The organism is Nannocystis bainbridge, from assembly GCF_028368995.1.
Taxonomy (GTDB): domain Bacteria; phylum Myxococcota_A; class Polyangia; order Nannocystales; family Nannocystaceae; genus Nannocystis; species Nannocystis bainbridge.
The window spans coordinates 1,430,240-1,451,124 of record NZ_JAQNDL010000001.1 but is presented as its reverse complement, the minus strand read 5'-3'; the positions used below and the strand labels follow the sequence as shown (position 1 = coordinate 1,451,124).

Annotated in this window: 19 protein-coding genes and 3 tRNA genes; 9 read left to right on the top strand and 13 right to left on the bottom strand. The window is 72.9% G+C overall.

Translation table 11 applies throughout. The annotated features are described in order from the left end of the window. Nucleotides 1-8: 8 nt before the first annotated feature. The 3 genes from POL25_RS05730 to POL25_RS05720 all read right to left on the bottom strand — a co-directional run bounded on the left by POL25_RS05730 (nt 9) and on the right by POL25_RS05720 (nt 4,084). Nucleotides 9-1,451 carry a sensor histidine kinase gene (locus tag POL25_RS05730; RefSeq protein WP_272084823.1) on the bottom strand — a complete coding sequence of 481 codons (1,443 nt, stop codon included), beginning with the start codon at nt 1,449-1,451 and terminating at the stop codon, nt 9-11. A 20-nt stretch (nt 1,452-1,471) separates the two neighbouring features. Beyond that, nucleotides 1,472-2,248, bottom strand: a complete 777-nt coding sequence (locus POL25_RS05725) for a response regulator transcription factor (protein WP_272084822.1) — start codon at nt 2,246-2,248, stop codon at nt 1,472-1,474. Between the two features lie 153 nt (nt 2,249-2,401). Next, nucleotides 2,402-4,084, bottom strand: coding sequence for an MXAN_6577-like cysteine-rich protein (locus tag POL25_RS05720; RefSeq protein WP_272084821.1), 1,683 nt, complete (start codon nt 4,082-4,084; stop codon nt 2,402-2,404). Nucleotides 4,085-4,370: 286 nt separating this feature from the next. Here POL25_RS05720 and POL25_RS05715 point away from each other — a divergent pair, with 286 nt between their 5' ends. Next, nucleotides 4,371-5,021 (top strand): SIMPL domain-containing protein, encoded by a 651-nt coding sequence (locus POL25_RS05715; protein WP_272084820.1) that lies wholly within the window; start codon nt 4,371-4,373, stop codon nt 5,019-5,021. A gap of 156 nt (nt 5,022-5,177) precedes the next feature. Here the strand turns inward: POL25_RS05715 and POL25_RS05710 are convergent, their stop codons facing one another. The 4 genes from POL25_RS05710 to POL25_RS05695 form a co-directional block, all read right to left on the bottom strand. Further along, the gene (locus tag POL25_RS05710) at nt 5,178-5,687 is read right to left on the bottom strand and encodes an SRPBCC domain-containing protein (RefSeq protein WP_272084819.1); all 510 of its coding nucleotides are present in this window, start codon (nt 5,685-5,687) and stop codon (nt 5,178-5,180) included. Beyond that, a complete protein-coding gene (locus POL25_RS05705) occupies nt 5,684-6,025 on the bottom strand; it encodes an ArsR/SmtB family transcription factor (RefSeq protein WP_272084818.1) in 342 nt (113 codons plus the stop codon). The genes POL25_RS05710 and POL25_RS05705 overlap by 4 nt, the downstream gene beginning before the upstream one ends. Next, on the bottom strand, nt 6,015-6,482 hold the full coding sequence (locus tag POL25_RS05700) for a VOC family protein (RefSeq protein WP_272084817.1): 468 nt from the start codon (nt 6,480-6,482) through the stop codon (nt 6,015-6,017). The genes POL25_RS05705 and POL25_RS05700 overlap by 11 nt, the downstream gene beginning before the upstream one ends. Nucleotides 6,483-6,592: 110 nt before the next feature. Continuing rightward, entirely contained in the window at nt 6,593-7,891 is a 1,299-nt protein-coding gene (locus tag POL25_RS05695) for a hypothetical protein (protein WP_272084816.1), read from the bottom strand. A 74-nt stretch (nt 7,892-7,965) separates the two neighbouring features. Here POL25_RS05695 and POL25_RS05690 point away from each other — a divergent pair, with 74 nt between their 5' ends. Beyond that, nucleotides 7,966-9,621, top strand: a complete 1,656-nt coding sequence (locus POL25_RS05690; protein WP_272084815.1) for a hypothetical protein — start codon at nt 7,966-7,968, stop codon at nt 9,619-9,621. Between the two features lie 5 nt (nt 9,622-9,626). On the opposite strand, the gene POL25_RS05685 is transcribed toward POL25_RS05690, so the two are convergent. Then, nucleotides 9,627-10,193 (bottom strand): type 1 glutamine amidotransferase domain-containing protein, encoded by a 567-nt coding sequence (locus POL25_RS05685; protein ID WP_272084814.1) that lies wholly within the window; start codon nt 10,191-10,193, stop codon nt 9,627-9,629. Between the two features lie 361 nt (nt 10,194-10,554). Here POL25_RS05685 and POL25_RS05680 point away from each other — a divergent pair, with 361 nt between their 5' ends. From POL25_RS05680 to POL25_RS05670, 3 genes are all read left to right on the top strand, one after another. Continuing rightward, nucleotides 10,555-12,144, top strand: a complete 1,590-nt coding sequence (locus POL25_RS05680) for a hypothetical protein (RefSeq protein ID WP_272084813.1) — start codon at nt 10,555-10,557, stop codon at nt 12,142-12,144. A gap of 123 nt (nt 12,145-12,267) precedes the next feature. Further along, a complete protein-coding gene (locus tag POL25_RS05675) occupies nt 12,268-13,896 on the top strand; it encodes a hypothetical protein (RefSeq protein WP_272084812.1) in 1,629 nt (542 codons plus the stop codon). A 91-nt stretch (nt 13,897-13,987) separates the two neighbouring features. Then, nucleotides 13,988-14,473: a UPF0158 family protein gene (locus tag POL25_RS05670; RefSeq protein WP_272084811.1), complete on the top strand. Its 486-nt coding sequence runs from the start codon at nt 13,988-13,990 to the stop codon at nt 14,471-14,473. A 196-nt stretch (nt 14,474-14,669) separates the two neighbouring features. On the opposite strand, the gene POL25_RS05665 is transcribed toward POL25_RS05670, so the two are convergent. Continuing rightward, the gene (locus POL25_RS05665; protein WP_272084810.1) at nt 14,670-15,398 is read right to left on the bottom strand and encodes a VOC family protein; all 729 of its coding nucleotides are present in this window, start codon (nt 15,396-15,398) and stop codon (nt 14,670-14,672) included. A gap of 116 nt (nt 15,399-15,514) precedes the next feature. Between POL25_RS05665 and POL25_RS05660 the strand changes: the two genes are divergently transcribed. After that, entirely contained in the window at nt 15,515-16,141 is a 627-nt protein-coding gene (locus tag POL25_RS05660) for a hypothetical protein (RefSeq protein ID WP_272084809.1), read from the top strand. Nucleotides 16,142-16,160: 19 nt separating this feature from the next. Here POL25_RS05660 and POL25_RS05655 read toward each other — a convergent pair whose 3' ends face one another. Further along, nucleotides 16,161-16,970 (bottom strand): AraC family transcriptional regulator, encoded by an 810-nt coding sequence (locus POL25_RS05655; protein WP_272084808.1) that lies wholly within the window; start codon nt 16,968-16,970, stop codon nt 16,161-16,163. Nucleotides 16,971-17,085: 115 nt separating this feature from the next. Here POL25_RS05655 and POL25_RS05650 point away from each other — a divergent pair, with 115 nt between their 5' ends. The 3 genes from POL25_RS05650 to POL25_RS05640 all read left to right on the top strand — a co-directional run bounded on the left by POL25_RS05650 (nt 17,086) and on the right by POL25_RS05640 (nt 20,377). Continuing rightward, entirely contained in the window at nt 17,086-17,979 is an 894-nt protein-coding gene (locus tag POL25_RS05650) for an NAD(P)-binding domain-containing protein (RefSeq protein ID WP_272084807.1), read from the top strand. Further along, entirely contained in the window at nt 17,979-18,761 is a 783-nt protein-coding gene (locus tag POL25_RS05645) for an SDR family oxidoreductase (protein WP_272084806.1), read from the top strand. Before POL25_RS05650 ends, POL25_RS05645 begins: the two co-directional genes overlap by 1 nt. Nucleotides 18,762-19,111: 350 nt before the next feature. Beyond that, nucleotides 19,112-20,377: a phospholipase D-like domain-containing protein gene (locus tag POL25_RS05640; protein WP_272084805.1), complete on the top strand. Its 1,266-nt coding sequence runs from the start codon at nt 19,112-19,114 to the stop codon at nt 20,375-20,377. A gap of 72 nt (nt 20,378-20,449) precedes the next feature. Here the strand turns inward: POL25_RS05640 and POL25_RS05635 are convergent. From POL25_RS05635 to POL25_RS05625, 3 genes are all read right to left on the bottom strand, one after another. Next, nucleotides 20,450-20,521: transfer RNA gene (locus POL25_RS05635), tRNA-Asn, on the bottom strand. A gap of 16 nt (nt 20,522-20,537) precedes the next feature. After that, a tRNA-Glu gene (locus POL25_RS05630) sits at nt 20,538-20,611 on the bottom strand. Between the two features lie 7 nt (nt 20,612-20,618). After that, nucleotides 20,619-20,692 (bottom strand) — tRNA-Glu (locus tag POL25_RS05625). Nucleotides 20,693-20,885 lie beyond the last annotated feature (193 nt).

The following is a 20,885-nucleotide window of genomic DNA, read 5'->3' as shown; positions in this document are numbered from 1 at the left end:
ACCGAAGTTCACGCCGCGGGCGAGGCGAGGGGCAGGGTGATGACGAGGGCGGCGCCGCGGGCCGGGCCGGTGTCGACGTGGATCGTGCCGCCGTGGGCGTCGACGATCCGCCGGGCGATCGCCAGGCCGAGGCCGGAGCCGCCGCGGCGGCGCGCGGGGTCGGCGGTGTAAAACTGCTCGAACACGTGCGGGCGGTCGGCGTCGGCGATGCCGGGGCCCTGGTCGCGCACCGTGATGTCGACGCGGCTGCCGCGACGGCGGGCCGCGACCTCGATGCGGCTGCCCGCTGGCGAGAACTTGAGGGCGTTGTCGAGGACGCACAGCAGGGCCTGGGCGATCCGCTCGGGGTCGATGCAGACGGTCAGGTCCTCGTCGAGGTCGACGGCGAGCGAGACGCGGCGGTCGAGCGCGCGGCCCTCGATGGCCCGCGTGGCCCGCTCGAGCACGGGCCGCAGGGCGGTGTCGCTGCGCTCGAGGCGGGTCGAGCCGGCCTCGAGGTGGCCGAGGTCGAGGAGGTCCTGGATCAGGGTGCGCAGCCGCGTGGTCTCGTCGACGGCGGTGCGGACGAAGCGAGTGCGCAGCTCGGGATCCTCGCCGGCGCCGCCGTCGAGCGCCTGCAAGGTGACGTGGAGGTTGGAGACGGGGGTGCGCAGCTCGTGCGAGGCGTTGGCGAGGAAGCTGCGGCGCTCGCCCTCGAGCGCGGCGAGCCGCTCGGCCATGCGATTGAGCTCGGCCGCGAGCTCGCCGAGCTCGTCGGCGCGGGCGATCGCCAGGCGAGCGCCGAGCTCGCCGCGGCCGAGCGCGACCGCGAAGTCCCGCATCTGCTGGATCGGCCGCGCCAGGCCGCGCGCGAACCATGCGACGAAGCCGGCGCCGACGGCGAGGATGACGGCCAGCGCGGCGAGCACGGTGAAGACCGTGGCCGTCATGTGCGCCTGCAGCTGGGCGAGCGAGCGCGACATGCGGATGACGCCGAGCTGGCGGCCGTGACGGACGATCGGGACGGCGTGGTAGATGCGCTCCTGGCTGTCGACGAGGCCGGGAGCGATGCCGTTGGCGGCGCGGCCGGCCAGGGCTTCGGCCATGCCGGGCACCGTGGGCCAGACGATCGCGCTCTCGGCGGGGTCTTGCTGCGAGGTGGCGAGCAGGCGGCCGTCGGGCGCGACCACCCGCAGGGCGATGTCCTCGGGGGCGCCGTAGCGCTCGACGAGGAGGCGCAGGCGGGTCAGGTCGTCCTGCTCGAGCAGGTCGCCGGCGGTCTGGGCCAGCGCGTGGGTGCGGGCGCCGAGGTCGGCCGCGGCGGTGGCCAGGTAGAAGCGCTCGAACGACCACAGGACCACCGACACGAGCGCCCCGGCGCACAGCACCAGCAGGCCGAGGGTGGTGACGAACAGGCGCCGGCGGACGCCCAGACGCCCGAATCGTCGCTTGCTGCGGGCGGTGGCGGGCATGCGAGCGGTGGTGGCCTCGATCAGGACGGCAGGTCGTAGCGGAAGCCGATGCCGGGCACGGTGATGACGAGGCGCGGCTGGGCCGGGTCCTCCTCGATCTTCTCACGCAGGCAGCGGATGTGCACGGCGAGCAGGGTGTGGCCGTCGGGCGCGCCGTGACCCCAGGTGCGCTCGATCAGCTCGGTGCGGGTGACGACGCGGCCGGGGTAGGACAGGAGGATCCGCAGCAGCGCGTACTCGGCCGCCGAGGTGGTGATCGCCCGGCCGCGCACGAGGACGGTGGCGCTGTCGAGGTCGACGACGACGCGGCCGCCCTCGAGGCGTCCGTGCGCGGGCGGCCGCTCGCTGGCGGAGATCCGCGGGATCGGGGCCTGGCGCAGCAGGTCCTCCATGCGCTGGACCAGCAGGCGGTCCTCTTCGAGGAGGCGCTGGGCGCTGGCCCGCCGGCGCAGGACGGCGCCGACGCGGGCGATCAGCTCGGGGGTGTCGAACGGCTTGGTGACGTAGTCGTCGGCGCCGACGGTGAGGCCGTCGACCTTGTCCTGGCCGCGGTCGCGCGCGGTCAACATGACGACCGGGACGTCGGACACGGCGCGCAGGCGGCGGCACACCTCCATGCCGTCGAGGCCGGGCAGCATGAGGTCGAGGATGACGAGGTCAGGGTTGCGGGTGCGCGTCTGCTCGAGCGCGCTGGCGCCGTCCTCGGCGGTGGTGACGCTGTAGCCCTCGCGGGTGAGCGCGTAGCTGAGGCTCGCGCGCAGGGGCTCCTCGTCGTCGACAATGAGGACTCGCGGCATGAGAGGGGGCATGATCGGCGGGCGCCCCGGCGCAAGCTCGGACATGGGCTATAGGCCGGGCTCGGCCTCACAGGACCGCCCCGGGCGCTGTTCCGGGCGCAAATTGAGGATCGCGTGATTTGCGCCGATGTGCCGCGGTAGGAGCGCAGGGCGTCACTGGACCGGCTCGTCGAAGTGGACGGCCCAGTTGAAGAGGCTGTAGCCGTGGCGGCTGACGGTCGCATCGGAGTCGCGCAGGTTGCCGCGGGCGCCGGTGGTCGGGCCGGCGCTGACGCCGGGCACGCCGGTGGCGGCGTAGCGGACCCGCTGGTTGCCGCCGACGGGCTCGGCCGCGAGGGTCAGCTGGACGGTGGTGGGGCCCGCGAGCGCGACCGCGGCGATCGCCGGCGGGGCGCCGCTGCTGTCGGTGAACTCGAAGCCGTAGTTGCCGGGGTTGCTGACGAGCAGCTCGTCGAGCACCAGCGGCGGGGTCAGGACCTCGAACTCGACGGTGACGACGGCGCCCTCGCGGGTGATGCTGCGCGGCGCCAGCGGTCGCCACGGCAGGCCCTCGACGAGGACCCGGCGGTAGGCCTTGGCGTAGTACTCGCCGAGCCAGCGCGAGCCCTCGCCGGTGAGGTGCACGCCGTCGACGTAGGGCAGCATGTACTTGGGGCCGACGACGAAGATCCGGTCGGGCCGGGCCCGCGCGGCCGCCAGCTGCTCGCCGGGGATCCGCGAGACGCTGCTGCCGTACATGGTCCAGCTCGACATCTGGCACAGGAACATCGGCACGGGGTAGGGCTGGGCGGTGATGGCCTTCACGTCGGCCTCGTAGTCGCTCTGCCAGGCCAGCAGATCCTCGGCGTAGGCCAGGTTGCCGCCGAGGTGGTCGCTCTCGCCGTGGACGATGGCGACGGCGCGCACGGCATAGGCCTCGCCGGCCATGGCCGCGAGGGCGACGCCGGCGGTGACCTGGGCGACGCCGTTGGCGTAGGGCGCGGTGCCCTTCTTGAGCGCGCCGTAGGGCTGGCCGCCGACGCCGTGGGCCGAGGCGAGGATCTTGTGGCTGCCGCCGCGGTCCTGCTCGAGCTGGCTGACGAGGTTGGCGGCGCCCGAGGCGATGGTCTCGCCCTCGCCGCCGTTCCAGGTCTCGATCAGCGGGATGAAGCCCGTGAGGCCCACGCCGCCGGCCCGCACGCCGGTGTTGAACGAGACGTTGGCGAACGGCTGCTCGACGCTGACGACGACGGAGCCCGAGCCGGTCGAGAGGCTCTGTCCGCTGATGAGGAGGTGGTGCAGGCCGACGCCGACGCACTGGCCGTAGACGCAGGGCTGTCCCGAAGGACAGGCGGTATCGCAGCCGCCGCAGTGGGCCTCGTCGTTGCCGGGGTCGACGCAGGCCTCGCCGCACAGCGCCTGTTCGGGGGCGCAGCCGGGCACGCAGGTCGCGGCGACGCAGGCGACGCCGGGGTCGCAGGCGCGGTCGCAGGCGCCGCAGTGACTGGGGTCGACCTCGAGGTCGACGCAGGCGCCGTCGCAGGTGGCGGTGCCGGGGCCGCAGGCGACGCCGCACTGGCCTTCGAGACAGGCGAGGCCGGCGTCGCACGGGCTGTCGCAGCCGCCGCAATGCGCCGGGTCGTGGGCGACGTCGACGCAGGCCCCGTCGCACTCGGCGAGCGGCGCGGGGCAGCCGCCCGCGGTGGTCGGCGCGTCAGGGCCGGTCGAAGTCGGCTCGCCCGTGGCCGCGCCGCCGCTGCCGGTCGAGGCGACGGTGTCCTCGGTGGTGGTGCCGGCCGCGGACGGGCAGGCGCACAGGAGCACGAGGACGAGCGAGGGACGGACGCGGACCGGCACGGGCCCACGATCGATCAGCGGCGACGTGCGTGCAACCAGGCCGCGCGCCGGCGCGCGCACGCTGCGGAGAATGTCTCTGCGGACATGTCATGGGGGCCATCCGGGCCGCCGACCCCGGGTCAGGCTGAGCGCCCCCGCGCGTGGCCGTGCGCGTCGCTGCGCGCGGGCCGGGGCGCCCCGTCCGCACCGTCGCGGTGGCCTCGCAGGCGTCGCCGCGCGCTGCGACTGTCGGCGGCGAATCGTCGATCGCCCGCCGGCGGGCGGGGCACGTCCCAAGCTCGGGTTCATGCAACCACGAGAGTTCGTGAACACGAAGACGATCGAGGCGACCGGGAGCAGCGTCGTGCGCGCGGAGCCGGACGCGGCGATCCTGCGGCTCGGCGTGACCACGCAGGCCAAGCAGCCGGCGGAGGCGGTGCAGGAGAACGCCGAGCGCATGGTCAAGGTCATCGCCGCGGTCAAGCAGCAGAAGATCCCCGAGTCGGCGATCCAGACCGCGGACCTGCAGCTCGAGGCCGTCACCAAATGGGACGAGGACACGCAGACCGAGATCCTCGTCGGTTATCGCGCGACCAATGTGATCAGCGTGACGGCCCCGGTGGCCCGCGCGGTCGCGGTCTACGACGCCGGCGTGTCGGCCGGGGTCAACACCGCGAGCGGGCTGCGCTTCGTGGTCAATGACGACAAGAAGTACCGCCGCGAGGGGCTGGGGCAGGCGACCAAGCTGGCGATCGACGAGATCCACACGGTCGCCAAGGCGCTCGGGGCCCTGCTCGACGGGCCGCTGATGGCCCAGGTGATCGAGGACATGCCGCCGCCGCTGCCCGAGTACCACTTCGCGGCGGCCGACGAGCTCGGGGCGGCGACGCCGATCATCCCGGGGCGGATCGAGATCACGTCGCGGGTGCGGGTGATCTACGCGGTCAAGGGGGCTTGACCGGCTCGGCGCGCGCGGACACGCCGATCGGGAGGATCGCGCGCAGGTCCTTTGGAGCATGTCCCTGAGAGCCTGTGCTTTCGGAAATGTCTTCGGAGACATGTCCTGAAGCACCGGTCGCCGCGACCGCCGCTCGCGGCGGTCGGTGACGATCGCTCAGCGGGCCGCGGCGCGGGCGGCCGCGTGCTCGCGCAGGGAGGTCATCAGCTCGCCCCACCACAGCCCGGTCCCGCGCAGGAACGCGTCGACCGGCTGGCCGTGGCGGGCCGGGTGGTCGGGGCGCAGCTCGCTCCAGCCGCGGTGCTGCACGCGGACACAGGTCCCGTCGCCGCTCGGCGTGAACTCCACCTCGACCTCGGTGCGCTCGCTCGGGGCGAAGTTGGCCGCGCGCCACTCGAACACCAGGCGGGTCGGCGGCTGCCACACCAGCACGCGCCCGGTCTCGACCACCCGCGTGCCCGCGTCGGTGGTGAACGACTCGAACAGCCGGCCGCCCACCTCCGGCTCGAGGCGGATGATCCCGCGGTGCTTGCCCGCGACCCGGAACTTGCTCCCGCGGCGCCACCATTGATCGATCTCCTCGGTGAAGATCTCGAACGCCAGCGCCGGCGGCACCGCCACCGACACCGACACGTTGGCCGCGTCGCCGCGCAGCTGCGTCGTCATGCTCTTCTCCCGCGGGCCCGGCGTTCGGCGTGGGCCTTGAATGCTTGCAGTTGGTCGGCCCAGAATTCCTCGACCTCGTCGAGCCAGCCGCGCAGGCCGGTGAACGGCGCCTGCTCGAGGCGGTACACGCGGACCCGGGCGTCGTCGTCCTGCGCGTCCTCGCGGACCAGCCCGGCCTTGCGCAGCACGCGGAGGTGGCGGCTCATGGCCGGGCGCGTCATGTCGAGCGCCTCGGCGATCTCGCTGGCGCGCCGGGGGCTGCGGCGCAGCAGATCGATCACGCCGCGGCGGGTCGGGTCGGCCAGCGCCGCGAGGGTGCGGTCGAGGTCAGCCGGCACGCTGCCCCGGGTCGCGCACGCGCTGCATGAACCACCACTGGTGGCCCTCGGGGTCGAGCGCGCCGTAGCTGCGGTCGGCCCAGTAGTCCTCGCCGTAGTCCTCGGTGCTGGGCTCGCGGAACACCCGGGCGCCGCTCTCGCGGGCGCGGGCGCAGTGGGCGTCGACGTCGTCGACGAAGATGCACAGCGTCTGGGTGTTGCCGCCGTCGGCCGCGCGCGGGCTGATGTGGCGCTTCTGGTAGCCCTCGCGGCCGGGGTCGCGGCGCGTGGTGCCGCCGACCATGATGAGGCCCTCGCCGAAGGTCAGCTCCGAGTGGGCGATGTCGCCGCTCTCGCCCTCGACCTTGAGGCGGACCTCGAAGCCGAACGCGCGGCACAGGAAGTCGATCGCGGCGGCGGGGTCGTCGTAGAAGATCGAGGAGGAGATGCGGGGCCATCCGGCCGGCGTGCTCTTCATGCGGTGCTCCGTTGGTTGCGGGTTCGATGAATAGTTAACCCGATAAGCAACCATTGTCAAGGACGTGAATTCCGGGCCCTGCGGGCCCGGAGCTCGCGTGAGGCGGTGAATCAGCGGGCGGGAGCGGGCCCGGCCAGGGCCTCGTCGAAGCGCTTGACGTAGGCGGCCTGGGCCTTGGCCTTGGCCGGCGCGTCGTCACCGACCGGCTCGATCACGCCGGCGAGCGCCTTGACCAGGGCCCGGCGCTCGCTGCCGGACGGGGTGCCGGCGATCCGGCGCAGCAGCTCGACGAGCGCGGCGAAGTGGGCGGCGTGGCGATCGACGGCCTTGCCGATGTCGGTCAGGTGGGTGCGCAGCAGGGCCGTGTTCTTGGGGTCCTCGGGACCTGTACTTTCGGCCAGGTCGACGATCAGCGCGTGGGCGACGCCCGACGCATCGCCCTTGACCGGGTCGAGCGCCAGCAGCAGCGACGCGCCGCGCGGGCCGGCCGAGGCCTGGGCGGCGCTCTTGCCCTTCGCCTTGGCCTGCGCCTGCTTGATCTGCGGCTGCAGCCGGGCAGTCTCGTCGGCGCCGCGGACCGCAGCGGCGGCGAGGCGACCGAAGCGGAGCTCGAGCTCGGTGAGCGGGCGGGCGATCGCGGGGCCGGCCTCGCTCGCCGCCAGCACCGCGGCGAGATCGGCCTGCGTGACCGGGGCGTCGTCGGGGCTGATCAGCAGGTCCTGCACGCCCTGCAGCTCGCGCGTGAGATCGCGGGCGCGGGCGTGGACCTCGTCGCCGCGCACGACCTCGTCGGCGCCGCTGCCGGCCAGCAGGCGGAAATGATACGGCGACGGCTCGCCGCGGCGCAGCCGGCCCCACACCTCGGCGCGCGCCTGCTCGTGGCGCAGGCGCGGCTCGTCCGGATCGCCGCCGCGCTGGATCACCGCGTGCTCGAGGCGCAGCACGTTGGCGGGCGCGTCGTAGCCGGCGGGGCGACCGGGGTGATCGCGGAACCACGCCAGGTCGTAGGCCGTGCGCGTGTCGCCGGCGGAACGCAGCTGCTCCGCCAGGCGCCCGAGCGGCGAGCCGCTCTCGGCGCTGATCCACAGCGCCGCCTTGCCGTCGCCGCGCTCGACCTCGTGCACGATCGACAGCTCGCTGAGCCGCTTGGAGGCGGCGTCGAGCAGCGGGACGGTGAGTCGCTCGAGATCGGGCTTGCCGGCGCCGCCCGGCTGGGCCGCGGCCTGCTCGAACTGGCCGGCGAGGTCGGCGTAGCTGCCCTTCGGGGCCGGCTTGCCGGCCGGCGCGGCGCTGCTCGGGCCGGACCCGGCGCCAGCCTCGGGCGTGTTCGTGGCCGATTTTTCACATGCACCGAGAGACAGGGTCCACAGGACAGGTACGAGGCGCGCGAGCGCGGGGGTCCGTCGCATGCGGCCGACTATGCCACAGCGTCGGCGCGCGGACACGCGCTCCGGCGCGCGCGGCTGGCGGCTACACTGCCGCGATGATGCGTGGCCGCTGTTCGCTGTTCCTGTCCGTGCTCCTGCCCTGCGTCGCCTGCGGCGACGACACCATCGCGACCACCGAGTCGGCCGCGACGAGCGACACCGGCACGGGCACGACCGACGATCCGAGCACCGGCGGGCCGACCACCGACGCGCCGACCACCGCGGCACCGACCACCAGCGCCATGAGCGACAGCGAGTCGGGGACGACGACGACGACCGGTGACACGACGACGACGACCGGCGACACGACGACGACCACTGGCGAGACGACGGCGGTCGATACCAGCACGACCGCGGACTCGAGCACCACCGACGCGATCACCACCGACACCAGCACCACCGGCGACCCGTGCGAGGGCGGGCCCGATGGCGACGGCGACGGCGTCCCGGACGCCTGCGACGTGTGCGAGGGCGGCGACGACGGGCTCGACGGCGACGGCGACGGGATCGCCGACGCCTGTGATGCGTGCCCTCAGGACGCCAGCAACGACAGCGACATGGACGGCGTGTGCGACGGCGACGACCTCTGTCTCGCCGGGCCCGACGACGTCGACGTCGACGAGGACGGGATCCCCGACGCCTGCGACGACGAGGTCGCGCTCGTCATCGACACGCCGATCGACGACTACGACGTGGCGGCCGACGGCGCGCTGGTGGTCGTGCGCGGCGACGCGGGCTCGCTCAAGGTGACCTGCTGGAACGGCGACGGCACGGTGCGGCGGCCGGAGTTCGTGGCCGGCAGCTACGACGCCGGTCAGGGGCTGGGGGCGAAGCCGGAGATCCACATCGCCCGCGAGGCGCAGAAGGTCCTCGTCACGTGGTTCGACGCCGGCGGCGACCCGGCGAGCCACCGCATCGCCTATTCGCTGCTGGACAACACGTGCCAGCCGGTCGTCACCGCCGAGACGGCGATCGCGCTGCCGGACGCATACTTCGAGTTCCACAACGCGGCGATCGACGCCGCCGGCAACAGCGTGATCACGGTGTCGCCGAACCAGACGCTGATCACCTTCGTCGACGCCGACGGGCTGGCGGGGGCGCAGCAGGAGGCGTTCGACATCGACGCCGTCTACGGCAACCACGTCGCGCTCAACCAGGCCACCGGCGAGGGCATCGTCGCCGCGCAGAAGCACAGCGGCAACGGCATCTACTACCGCCGCTTCAAGGCCGGCGGCGCCGGGTGGATCGATGCGGGCCCGGTGCAGCTGTCCGTCAACTATCACTACTGGTACGACGGCTTCACCGTCGGCATGAACGACGAGAGCGAGTTCGTGTTCCTGTGGCGCTCGGACGGCACCGCGCTCGACATGCGGTTCTTCGCCGCCGATGGCACGTCGGTGGCCGACGTCCAGCGCACCACGATGGATTTCGAGGGCTGGGACGGCGGCCACTGCTATGATTCGTTCCGCCGCCGGCACCAGGAGATCCCGGTGCGCGGCGAGGACTTCGTGCTCGGCGAGGTCTACAACTGGATCACCCCGCAGCCGAACCGCGTCGTCCAGCATTTCGCGTACACGCCGCTGGGCGAGCTGGTCGGCGAGGGCGAGACCGACGTCAACCTCGACGAGGGCCTGCAGATCCGCGTCGACGCGCTCGGCCGCAGCTTCCTGCGCGGGCCGAGCGGCATCGTCGTGCGCGCCGCCTATCCGTGAGCGGCTCAGGCGGCGTGGGTGGTCGCCTTCTCGGCGGCGATCGCCTCGATCATCGTCTTCACGAACGCGGGGATGTCGTCGGGCTTGCGGCTGGTGACGAGGTTGCGGTCGAGCACGACCTCCTCGTCGACCCATGAGGCGCCGGCGTTCTGCAGGTCGCTGCGCAGCGACGGCCACGAGGTCAGCTTGCGCCCGCGGACCCCGCCCGACTCGATCAGCGGCCACGGCCCGTGGCAGATGGCGGCGACCGGCTTGTCGCTGGCGACGAAGTGACGGATGAACTTGATCGCGTCCTCGTCGATGCGCAGCTTGTCAGGGTTGATGACGCCGCCGGGCAGCAGCAGGGCGTCGTAATCGACCGCGCGCGCGTCGCTCAGCGCGAGGTCGACCGGGAACGAGTCGCCCCAGTCGCCGCCCTTCCAGCCGCGCACCTTGCCGGACTCGGATGAGACGAGCACCGTCTCGGCGCCGGCGGCATCGAGCGCCTCGCGCGGCTTGACCAGCTCGCTCTGCTCGAACCCCGAGACGACGAGGATCGCGATCTTCTTGCCCTTCAGCGATGTGGAACCCATCAGCGATTTTCTCCCGCCCATGGCATGCGCGAGTTCCGGCGATGCGCAACCGAGCGAGCCGCGCGGCGGGCTCGACCGTCGCCGCAGCAGGCTCGACGGTCAAGGTCATGGCGGGCCCGCCTCCGTCGCTGATTCACGCGGCGCACGGGGGCGCGATCCGTCCGGCGAACTCACGGGGCGTGCGCGCTCCGGCGCGACAGATCGGGCGAATCGTAGCGACGCCCCGCGCATTCGTCGTGGGCGGAGGATGAGCGTCGGAGGTACGCGCATTCGTCGATTCGCGTGCGGATCGCGGTGGAGGCGCCGGACCGACCGCGGCGCGCGGCTTGCCGGCGCTGCGGCCCGCGCGTAGATTTCGCCAATGTCGATTGTCGATCGTTCGACCGCGCTCATGGTCTGCGGGCTGCTGACGGCCTGTCCTTCACAACCTGTCCCCGGGGACACAGAGACGGACACCGGGGCCGCGACCGCGAGCGGCAGCGAGACGGCGACGACCACGAGCGACGATCCGCCGACCACCGGCGATCCGACATCCACGACTACCACCGGCACGAGCACGGGCGAGAGCACGACCACCGAGGGCGTGAGCGCGACCGAGACTTCGACGAGCACCGGTGAGGCGACGACTTCGACGAGCACCGGCGAAGCGACGACCTCGACGAGCACCGGGCCGGACACCTCGACGAGCACTGGCGAAGAGACGACGACGACGAGCACCGGGCCGGACACGAGCAGCACGGGCGGGCCGCCGGGTTGCGGCGACGGCGTGGTCCAGCCGGGCGAGGCGTGCGACGACGGGGCCAACGCCGACCTCGACGACGGCTGCCTGCCGAGCTGCGAGCTGGGCATGGGGGCGCCGCTCGACCCGCTGGTGATCCCCAAGCCGGCGGGGGCCGACGACCTGCGCTGCATGGCGCCGCTGCCGGGGTGGTTCCTCGACGCGTCGGCGATGATCGTCGGCCGCGCGCTGGCGGACTTCGGGCCTGAGGGGCAGACGGCGGCGCAGCTGTTCGAGGTGTCGCTGCCGGGGGGCGACGATCCTGGCTTTTGGGACATCACCGAGTGGGCCGGCGAGCACGGGCGGGCGCCGCTGCAGGCCCAGGGGATCCAGGGGCAGGCGGTGGTCGCGGGGATCGTCGACACCGAGGCGCAGGAGCCGGGCTCGGGCGGGCACATGTGGCTGGCGAACGTCGGCGGTGACGGCTCGACCGCGTTCTTCACCGACTACGTGGACCTGCCGGTCGCGGTCACCGACCTGGCGTGGACGGGCGGCGACATCGCGGTCGTCGGCAACCACGCGGCCGGCGGCGCGGGGGCGTGGGTGCTGCGCTTCGACGGCGGGGGCGCGCTGATGTGGCAGCACGACGCGCCGGTCGGGGTCGGCTGGACGGTGCGCTATCGTGGGGTGGCGATCGACGATGTCGGCACGATCTACGCCGTCGGCGAGCGCCACGCCGACGATGATGCGTCGGACCAGCTGTTCCTCGAGGCGCTGTCGCCCGAGGGCCTGCCGCTGTGGGACGTGATGCTGCCGGCGCCGACGCACGCGCACGCGCTGCCGACCGACGTGGTGGTGACCGGTCAGACCGGGCTGGCGGTGGCGCTGACGCAATTCGATGGAGATGTCCCTCAGGACAGCTTGCTCGGCTACGCGATGTTCGCCACGGCCGACGGGGCGCAGCTGTGGTGGCAGGAGTGGGCGCCGCCCGACGGCTGGTCGGTGCGGGCCGGGCCGGTCGAGGCGGAGCCGTTCGGCGGTATGTTCGTCGGCGTCGGCGAGCACGACGGCGACCAGTCGCGCACCCGGGTGCTCCGGATCGACCAGGACGGGGCGGTGCTGTGGGCCACCCAGCGCCCCGGCGGCGACGTGCGCGATCTGGTGTTCGCCAGCCAGCCGGAGCGGGTCTACGCGCTGACGAAGGACGCGATCCTGCCGTACCACAGCTGGTGAGCGCGGGCTGCGAGCGCCGCGCGCGGGCGGCGAGGGCGGCGTTGTGGCGGAGCCGACAGGCGGGGCCTCGCGGTCGTCGCGGCGCCTGGACAAGCTCGCCGGCGGTGTGACCCTTGCAATCGCATGACCGCAGCGACTCGAACCTTTGGCGTCGGGATCGTCGCCAGCGCGGCGCTCGCCGCCTGTGTCGACGGCTCCGGGGGACGGATGCCCGAAATCACCGATTCGGCGGGCACGCTCGCGGAGGCCGAGCCGGGGGCGACGAGCGTGGACATACCTGTCCCCGAGGACAGGCCCGAAGCGGAGCCGCCGAAGACCCGCGTCGAGCAGCTGCTGGCGGCCCTCGACACGGCGATGTACGGCTGCCCCGAGCGCGCGTGGCCCGACATCGCCGGCAACCTGCGCCAGCGCCAGGTGGTGCTGACGTCGCTGGCCGACGATCTGGCGTGGGTGTGGAACGATCAGGGCGGCGGAGGCAAACCGCCGGTCGTCACCCAGCGAACGCTGGCGGCGCTGCCGCCGGAGTGGCAGTCGTACTTCAACGTCGGCGAGCTGGACGGGGTCAGGTCGCTCGGCATCTCGCTCGATCAGACGCAGTCGCAGAACGACTGGTGGGTGAGCAATGGCGGCACCCTGTGGCCCGATTTTGCGGCGTCGCTGATGTTCCACGAGGGCTTCCATTTCCTCGCCGATCAGGACGACTGGAAGACGGGTATGGGCAGCCGCTCGGCGCCCTATCCGGAGCCGTGGGAGCCCCGCTACCTGCGCCGGCAGCTGGTCCAGGCCCTGCGCGCAGAGATCGTCGCGGAGGGCGACGGCCTGGCGGCGGCGGCCCACTGGCACGCGCGCCTGCAGGCCGAGCACGCGGCCGAGATGAAGGCGATCCGCAGCTATGATTGCACCGAGGGCTCGGCCGAGTACGTCAGCCTGATCATGAGCGCGATCGCGGAGCTCGGGTGCGAGTCCGACGACGCCGAGGTGCTGGCGCTGGCGCGATCGCACCTGCCCGACGGGCTGTTCGTCAGCGACGGTTCGCGGTTCGCCAGCGACCTCGAGCCCTACGAGCTCGGGGTGGTCGCCGGGCTGCTGCTGCGCCGCGCCGGGGCGCCGGGGTGGGAGCTGGCGGTCGAGAAGGGGGAGGCGCCCGCCGACCAATTGCTGGCCCACGTGAAGCCCGCGCCGCAGGCCGACGAGCCGGCGGTGCAGGCGGCGGCGCAGACGACGGTGGCGCAGCGCAACGCGGCGGTGGCGACGGAGATCGAGCCGATGCTGGCGCGGATGCAGGACCCGGCGTACACGCGCGTGGCGGTCCGCTTCGACTGGATCGCCGGCTCGTTCGGGGTCGGCGGGTTCTATTATCTGGCGGCCGATCCGCAGCAATCCGAGGTGATGCTGAACTTCTCGGCGGTGCTGAACACGCCGTCGAAGGTGATGATCGCCGTGACCGACCAGACCGCGCTGGCGGGGGTGAAGACGCCGTGCGGGTTCCCGGACGGCTATGCGATCGTGCTGACGGTGCCGACGGCGGCGCTGACGATCGCGGGCGAGCTGGCGACGGCGTCCGACGGGGAGCTGAATTTCGCCGGGCTCGCGGTCGAGGCGACGAACAATGGCGACATGCTGCCGTGGCTGTGCCCGATCGAGGCGGGTGGTGCCGACAATGCGCCGCCGCTGATGCCGGACCTGCACGTGCTCCGGCAGGCCGCCGAGGGCCCGCGCCGGGCCGTGGTCCGCCGCGGTCGCGCGCGCTGAATAACGCGTCAGGCGGGCGAGTTCGCGCAGTTTCGCGCGAGTTCGCGCAATTTCCTTGACGGGCCGCGCGTTATCGCGCGACCCTCCCGGTATGCGCCTCGCCGCCGACGCCCCCGCGCCCGACTGGGACTCCATCGAGTTCGCGTTCGAATGCGCAGACCCGGAGAACCGCGCCTACTACGATACGGTGACGGGCGAGGTGTGCGTCACCGGGCCGTTCGAGGACGACCCCGGCGAGCGCGAGCGCATCGACGCGGCGCCGCAGCGCTACCTCGAGATCGATCGCCTGCCGACGCACGAGAGGTTCCAGCGGATGGAGCGATTCGCCCGCGAGGAGGTGGGTGACCCGCAGTTGCGCGAGCGCCTGCTGCGGGCGCTGGAGGGCCGCGGGCCGTTCCGCCGCTTCAAGGAGGCGCTGCTGTCGGCGCCGCCGGTGCGTCAGCGGTGGTTCGCCTACGAGGCCGCCGCGCTGCGCCGGGCGATCGAGCAGTGGTTCGCCGAGCGCGACCTGGCGGTCCGCACGGCGCCGCCGTGGGCCCGCGGCAGCGACGCGACGAGCCACGCGGCGGGCGGATGAGAGGCGCGGGGACGCGTGGCGCGAGCGGCCTGACTCGATCGCAGCGCTGCGTGCATTCCTCGTTTGCGGCTCGTTCGCGGGTTCACAGCAAGTTTCACGTGGGTCAATGCGAGTCGAAAGGCCGCTTCGTCGGCGGGGCGTGGCGCAGGTTGACCTCGATCCAGGAGCGGCGCATCGAGCCGTCACGCAATTGCTGTCAGGTGGCCGCGTGGAGGGCGAAGGCGGCGCCCTGCGGATCCTCGCAAACTGCCACGCGCGCGCCCCCGGGCCCGCGCAGCGGCTCGCCGGCCACGCGGCCGCCCCCGCCGCGCACGCGTCCCAGCGCGAGCTCGAGGTCGTCGACCGCGAAGTGAAACAGCCAGTGGGTGTGGATGCCCGGGCGCAGCGCCGCGTCCGACATGCCGCCGACGCTGTGACCGTCGGGCTGCCACGCGAACTCGTGATAGCTGCCGCGCGCGGGCCCGAGGTCGTGCTGCTGTTTCGGTGCCCAGTTGAAAAGTTCGCCGTAGATCGCCGCGGCGCGAGCGGGATCGCCGGTGTGAAGATCACACCACGCGAGCGTCGCCGTCGCCGGCGGGCGCGAGGTGACAGCCAGCACGGCTCCCAGCGGATCGCGCAGCGGGGCGACGAGGTTGCCGTCGGGGCGCGTCTGCGTCGGCCCCAGCGGGCTCGCGCCGGCAGCGACGAATCGTTGCACCGCGATCGCTACGTCGGCGACGGCGATGTGGCCGAGCCAATGCGCGGGAGCGCCGCGGGCGGCCGCCTGCGCCGGCAACGGGGCGAACTCGCCGAGCTCGGGCCCGCCGCTCGCGAGGCGCCAGCGGGCGTCACCCGCGGCGGCGAGGAGGCCGAGGGCATCGATATAGAAGGTTCGCGCGGCGGTCGGGTCGGTGGTCCGGAGCTCGTACCAGCAAAAAGAGTGCATGGGCGGCGATCCTCGGCTCGGCGCGCAGGCTAGCAGAAGCGCGCGCGCACGGGCCTGTCGCTGCGGTGATTGCCGGCCAGGGCCGCGGTGATACGCATGACGATGGAGCCTTGCGCATGCGATCACCGGACCTGGCGTGGATGTTGTCGTCGTGGCTCGTGCTTGTGAATTGCGGCGAGCCCGCGGCGCGCACGGAGGCTGTGACCGCGGTCGGCAGCGCGGCAGGAGCGGCCAGGAGCGTCGAGACGGAGGACAGCGCCGCGCGGGCGGACGCGGCCGAGGTCGCGGCGCCCGAGGCGATCGCGGGCGAGGATGTCGTGCCGCGAGCACCGGTGCCGGCGACCGCGGAGGCGGCCGCGCGGCAGATGGCGGCGTGGCTGGTGGAGCGCGACGCGCCGGTGCCGGCGCTGCTCGACGATCGCTCGCAGATCGTGGTGGCGATGGACTGCGGCGCGTGCGACGGCAGCGAGCCGGGCAAGACGGCCCAGGCGGTCGGCCTCGACGGCCTTATCGCGGTCGATCGCGACCTGCGCAAGGGCGTGGTGCTCGGCCTGTGGGACTTCGGCGATCAGGTCGATTGCAAGGACGGTTGTTGCCGCTTCCTCATCGACCCCGAGGTCGGGCTGCAAGAGCACATGCTCGGGCTCAAGAAGGTGTGCGTGCGCACCGACGAGGATGGCAAGCCGCTGGGGTACACGCGCATCGAGGGCGTCGGCGGGCGGCTCAAGCTCGGCGCGCGCTGAGGCCAGGCCGTCGCGCGCTTCAGGACGCGAGCGGGCGCGTCAGCGAGGTCGGCGTCACGCCGAGCACGCGGCGCATGCAGCGGGCCATGTGGCTCTGGTGCGAGAAGCCGACCTCGAGCGCGACCTGACTGGCGGCCATGCGCCCGTGCAGCAGCATCGCGCGGGCGCGGTCGACCCGGCGATGGATCACGTAGGTGTGGACCGGCAGGCCGAGCGAGCGGCGAAACAAGGTCTTGAAGTGCGAGGCGCTGAGGCCGGCGACCTCGGCGAGGGTCGCCAGCGAGAGGTCGCGGTCGAGGTGGTCCTCGATGTAAGCCGTGACGGCGCGCAGCTGCTGCGAGGTGAGGCCGCGAGCGGGCCGCGGCGGGGCGGCGACGGGACCGAGCAGGCGGACCGCGAGCGCCAGGCCGAGGCTCTCGCGGAACAGCGCGCCGCCCGGGTGACCGGCCGCGCGCTCGGCCTCGAGCGCCCAGGCGATGTGCTCGAGCTGCGGATCGCGGATCTGGTGGCGCATCGCCACCTCGACGCGGGCTGGATCGCGACCTGCCTCTTCGGCCACCCGGCGCACCAGCGCCGGCGCCAGCGAGACCACCAGCCCGACGCTCGCATCGGCCTGGTGCCACTCGTCGCTGGTGCCGGCGGGGTAGACGTCGATCTCGCCGCGCGTGTGGACGAAGCGGTGATGGCGACACTGGCCGTGCGAAGGCGGGCCGGCGTGGAGGCGCACGCGGTGATCGGCGGAGGCCGCGAGCGTGGCCAGGCCGGCGTCGCGGGTCTCGAGGGCGAGGTGCGGGGCGAGGGGAGCCGCGAGCCGATCGGTGCCGGTCATGGCCGCGAGCGTACCCGAGAGCGCGCGCGAGCTGACCGCAGGCGGTCGTCCGATCGTGTCCTCGCGGCGTCCGAACGTGCGCGACCGCGGCCGCCCGCGCCTCTATCCCTGGGGCATGCATTCGCACTCCACAACCCACGAGGCCGCCTTGCTCGGCCTGGGAGCGATGGGCACGGCCCTCGCTCGCGCGGCGGCGTCGAAGGGCCGCCGCGTCACTGTCTGGAATCGGACCCCGGCCAGGGCGACGCCGCTCGCAGCCGCGGGCGTCACGCTGGCGCCGAGCGCCGCGGCGGCGGTGGCCGCGAGCCCGCTGGTGATCGTGTGCGTCACCGATTACGCGGCGACCCGTTCGCTGCTCGAGACGGTCTCGCTGGTCGGCAAGACGCTGGTCCAGCTCAGCACCGGCACCCCGCACGAGGCGCGCGAGCTGGCGGCCTGGGCGACGGCCCGCGGGGCGCAGTACCTCGACGGCGCGATCCTGGCGGTGCCGAGCCAGATCGGCGGACCACACGCGAACATCCTGACGTCGGGCGCGCCGCGGGCGTTCGCGGCGGCCGAGGGCGTGCTCGCCGACGTGGCCGCGGTCCGCTTCGCCGGCGAGCCGCCGGGCGCGGCCGCGGCGTTCGACCTCGGCGTGCTCGGCAGCCTGTTCGGCGCGCTGCTCGGCTTCTATCACGGGGCGCGATTGATGGAGTCGGAGCAGCTCCCGGTCGACGCGCTCGGCGAGCTGATGGTCGCGGTCGTGCCGGCGCTCGCCGAGATGGTCCGGGCCGACGCCGAGGCGATCCATCACGACCGCTACGAGGTGCCCGAGGCGTCGCTCGACATCTGCTGGCGCAGCATGGAGCTGCTGGCTCGCCAGGCCCGCGAGGCGGCGATCGACAGCAGCTTCCCGGCGTTCGCGGCGGGGGCGTTCCACCGCGGCATGGCGGCCGGCCTCGGTCACGAGGCGCCGGCGGCGATGATCAAGGTGCTGCGGGCGGCGTCAGCCGAGGGCGGAGCGCGGTGATGACGGACCACGCAGACAAGCGCGCGGTGATCGTCGGCGGGACGCACGGGATCGGGCTGGCGACGGCGAAGCTGCTGCGCGCCGGCGGGGCCGAGGTGCTGGTGACCGGCCGCGATCCGGGCAACGCGGCCGCGGCCCGGCGCGAGCTCGGCGATCGGGTGCTGCAGTCGGACCTGGCCGATCTGGCGGCAATCGAGGCGCTGCTCGATCCGGTGCGCGCGCGCCTCGAGTGGATCGATCTGCTGTTCATCAACGCCGGGGTGGCCGAGCTCGAGCCCTTCGACCGCGTCACCGCGGCGTCGTACGACCGCACGTTCGCAGTGAACACCCGCGGGGCGTTCTTCGCGGCGCAGCGGCTGGCGCCGCTGGTGCGCGCGGGCGGGTCGATCGTGTTCACGACCTCGATTGCCAGCACCAGCGGGACCCCGGGCATGGCGGTGTACTCGGCCAGCAAGGCGGCCCTCGGGGCGTTCGCGCGGGTGATGGCGGCCGAGCTGCTGCCGCGAGGCGTGCGCGTCAACACGGTCAGCCCGGGCTTCATCCGCACGCCGACGATGGGCACGGCCAGCAGCACGCCGGACGAGCGGGCGGCGTTCGAGCGCGAGGGCGACGCGATCACGCCGATGGGCCGGATCGGCACGCCGGAGGAGGTGGCCCGCGCTGTCGTGTTCCTCGCCTTTGCGGCGACGTTCACCACCGGCTCCGAGCTGTACGTCGACGGCGGGCTCGGGCAGCAGCTGTCGCCGCCGCAGGAGCATGGGGACATGTCCTCGGGGACATAGATTCACCGACATGTCCTGGAGAGCATGTGCTTCGAGACATGCGCTTCGGGACATGCGGGCCGCGGAGCAGCGGCGCGGCGATCGTCCCGCGCCCGGTGACGGCGACGGCGCGGTGACGCCGACGAACGTCCGCGGACGTGGCTGATGTGTCCGGGCCGCGGTTTGCCGCGGCGGCGAAGCGGTGACCGGCACGCCGGCGCGGCGAATGCCGCGGGTGGCGTGCGCTTCGTCATGCATCCCTGGCCGCGCCGCTCGCTCGCCGCGCGACCAGAGGTGCGAAGCTCCGTCCCCGCCGGCGTGCCCCATTCTCGAGAGATCCCCGTGATGTTCGACCTCCGGAGCCTGCGCGCATGATCGAGACGATCGTGGCGACCGCGGCGCTCGTGGTGTTGGTGACGGTGCTGGCGGCGAATTTCGCCACGCCGGAGAAGAAGCTGGCGCGGCGGGTGCACCACCACCACGACGTGTGCGACCCGCAGTTCCGGCGCGAGATGGGCGTCCTGCTGGGGCCGTCGATCGTCGAGGGCAACAGCGTCGTCGACCTGCAGAACGGCGACGAAATCTTCCCGGCGATGCTCGCGGCGATCCGCGGCGCCCGCAGCACGATCGAGTTCGAGACCTACATCTACTGGTCGGGCGCCATCGGCCGCGAGTTCAGCGAGGCCCTCAGCGAGCGCGCCCGCGCCGGGGTCAAGGTGTGCGTGATCCTCGACTGGGCCGGCGTCCTCAAGATGGACGACGCGCTGCTCGACGAGATGCGCCGCGCGGGCGTCCGCGTCGAGCGCTATCGGCCGCTCCGCTGGTACAACCTGAGCCGGCTCAACAACCGCACCCACCGCAAGCTGCTGGTCGTCGACGGCCAGATCGGCTTCACCGGCGGGGTCGGCATCGCCGACCTGTGGACCGGCCACGCGCAGGACCCCGAGCACTGGCGCGACATGCATTTCCGCGTCGAGGGCCCGGTGGTGTCGCAGATCCAGGCGGCCTTCAACGACAATTGGATCAAGACCACCGGCGAGGTGCTGAACGGCGAGCCGTACTTCCCGGCGCCGACCCGAGCCGGCAGCATGGCCGCGCACCTGTTCATCAGCTCGCCGGCCGGCGGCAGCGAGAGCATGCACCTGATGTACCTGATGGCGATCGCCGCCGCCGCGCGCAGCATCGACCTCGCCGCCTCGTACTTCGTGCCCGACGCGCTCATCGATCAAGAGCTGCTGGCGGCCCGTCGCCGCGGCGTGCGCGTGCGGATCTTGCTGCCCGGCGTGCACACCGACTCGGAGGCGGTGCGCCTGGCCTCGAAGGCCGGCTGGGGTCCGCTGCTGGAGGCGGGCGTGGAGATCCACGAGTACGCGCCGACGATGCTGCACACCAAGCTGCTGATCGTCGACGGCGAGATGGTCTCGGTCGGCTCGACCAACTTCGACATCCGCTCGTTCCGCCTCAACGACGAGGCCAGCCTCAACGTCTACGACGCCGGCTTCGCCGCCCGCATGACGGCCCAGTTCGAGGCCGACCTCCAGCGCGCCCGCGCGTGCACGCTCGCCACGTGGCTCGCGCGCCCGCTGCGCGAGAAGCTGGCCGAGAAGCTGGTCCGGCCGATCAAGTCGCAGCTTTAGCGGCTGACGCGGCGCGGCGAATGGTGCGACCCGAGAATCGCATGAGCATGCGATTCGCGGGGCCGCGAATAGAGGGCCGGGTGGGGATCGAACCCACGACCGATGGATTAACAATCCATCGCTCTCCCGCTGAGCTACCGACCCGGGAGGACGCGACATTTGCTCTGTAGGGGATTCGAACCCCTGCGAACCTCGGTGAAAGCGAGGTGGCCTGAACCGCTGGCCGAACAGAGCGCTGATGCGCGGGCGGAGGGACTCGAACCCTGCGTCTCGGGGGTGAGGACCCCGGATCCTGGCCTGTTAGACGACGCCCGCGTCTGCTGGAGAGATTCTCCTGCGCGGGCCCATCACTCAACCCCCGCGCAGGATCCGCTCGAGCTCCCGTTCCTCGTTGCCGAGGACGCGGAAGCGAGCAGGATTGCTCGTATTGGGATTGAGGCGCGACATGGCGAACCGGAGTATCCGCGAGGTCCGGCGCCGCGTCAAGCCCATTCAGAGAGGTATGGCC

Excerpts from the sequence above, each read along its gene's own strand:
- POL25_RS05730 (WP_272084823.1), bottom strand. The coding sequence starts at position 1,451 with ATGCCCGCCACCGCCCGCAGCAAGCGACGATTCGGGCGTCTGGGCGTC.
- POL25_RS05725 (WP_272084822.1), bottom strand. The coding sequence starts at position 2,248 with ATGCCGCGAGTCCTCATTGTCGACGACGAGGAGCCCCTGCGCGCGAGC.
- POL25_RS05715 (WP_272084820.1), top strand. The coding sequence starts at position 4,371 with ATGCAACCACGAGAGTTCGTGAACACGAAGACGATCGAGGCGACCGGG.
- POL25_RS05710 (WP_272084819.1), bottom strand. The coding sequence starts at position 5,687 with ATGACGACGCAGCTGCGCGGCGACGCGGCCAACGTGTCGGTGTCGGTG.
- POL25_RS05700 (WP_272084817.1), bottom strand. The coding sequence starts at position 6,482 with ATGAAGAGCACGCCGGCCGGATGGCCCCGCATCTCCTCCTCGATCTTC.
- POL25_RS05695 (WP_272084816.1), bottom strand. The coding sequence starts at position 7,891 with ATGCGACGGACCCCCGCGCTCGCGCGCCTCGTACCTGTCCTGTGGACC.
- POL25_RS05690 (WP_272084815.1), top strand. The coding sequence starts at position 7,966 with ATGATGCGTGGCCGCTGTTCGCTGTTCCTGTCCGTGCTCCTGCCCTGC.
- POL25_RS05685 (WP_272084814.1), bottom strand. The coding sequence starts at position 10,193 with ATGGGTTCCACATCGCTGAAGGGCAAGAAGATCGCGATCCTCGTCGTC.
- POL25_RS05680 (WP_272084813.1), top strand. The coding sequence starts at position 10,555 with ATGTCGATTGTCGATCGTTCGACCGCGCTCATGGTCTGCGGGCTGCTG.
- POL25_RS05675 (WP_272084812.1), top strand. The coding sequence starts at position 12,268 with ATGACCGCAGCGACTCGAACCTTTGGCGTCGGGATCGTCGCCAGCGCG.
- POL25_RS05670 (WP_272084811.1), top strand. The coding sequence starts at position 13,988 with ATGCGCCTCGCCGCCGACGCCCCCGCGCCCGACTGGGACTCCATCGAG.
- POL25_RS05665 (WP_272084810.1), bottom strand. The coding sequence starts at position 15,398 with ATGCACTCTTTTTGCTGGTACGAGCTCCGGACCACCGACCCGACCGCC.
- POL25_RS05660 (WP_272084809.1), top strand. The coding sequence starts at position 15,515 with ATGCGATCACCGGACCTGGCGTGGATGTTGTCGTCGTGGCTCGTGCTT.
- POL25_RS05655 (WP_272084808.1), bottom strand. The coding sequence starts at position 16,970 with ATGACCGGCACCGATCGGCTCGCGGCTCCCCTCGCCCCGCACCTCGCC.
- POL25_RS05650 (WP_272084807.1), top strand. The coding sequence starts at position 17,086 with ATGCATTCGCACTCCACAACCCACGAGGCCGCCTTGCTCGGCCTGGGA.
- POL25_RS05645 (WP_272084806.1), top strand. The coding sequence starts at position 17,979 with ATGACGGACCACGCAGACAAGCGCGCGGTGATCGTCGGCGGGACGCAC.
- POL25_RS05640 (WP_272084805.1), top strand. The coding sequence starts at position 19,112 with ATGATCGAGACGATCGTGGCGACCGCGGCGCTCGTGGTGTTGGTGACG.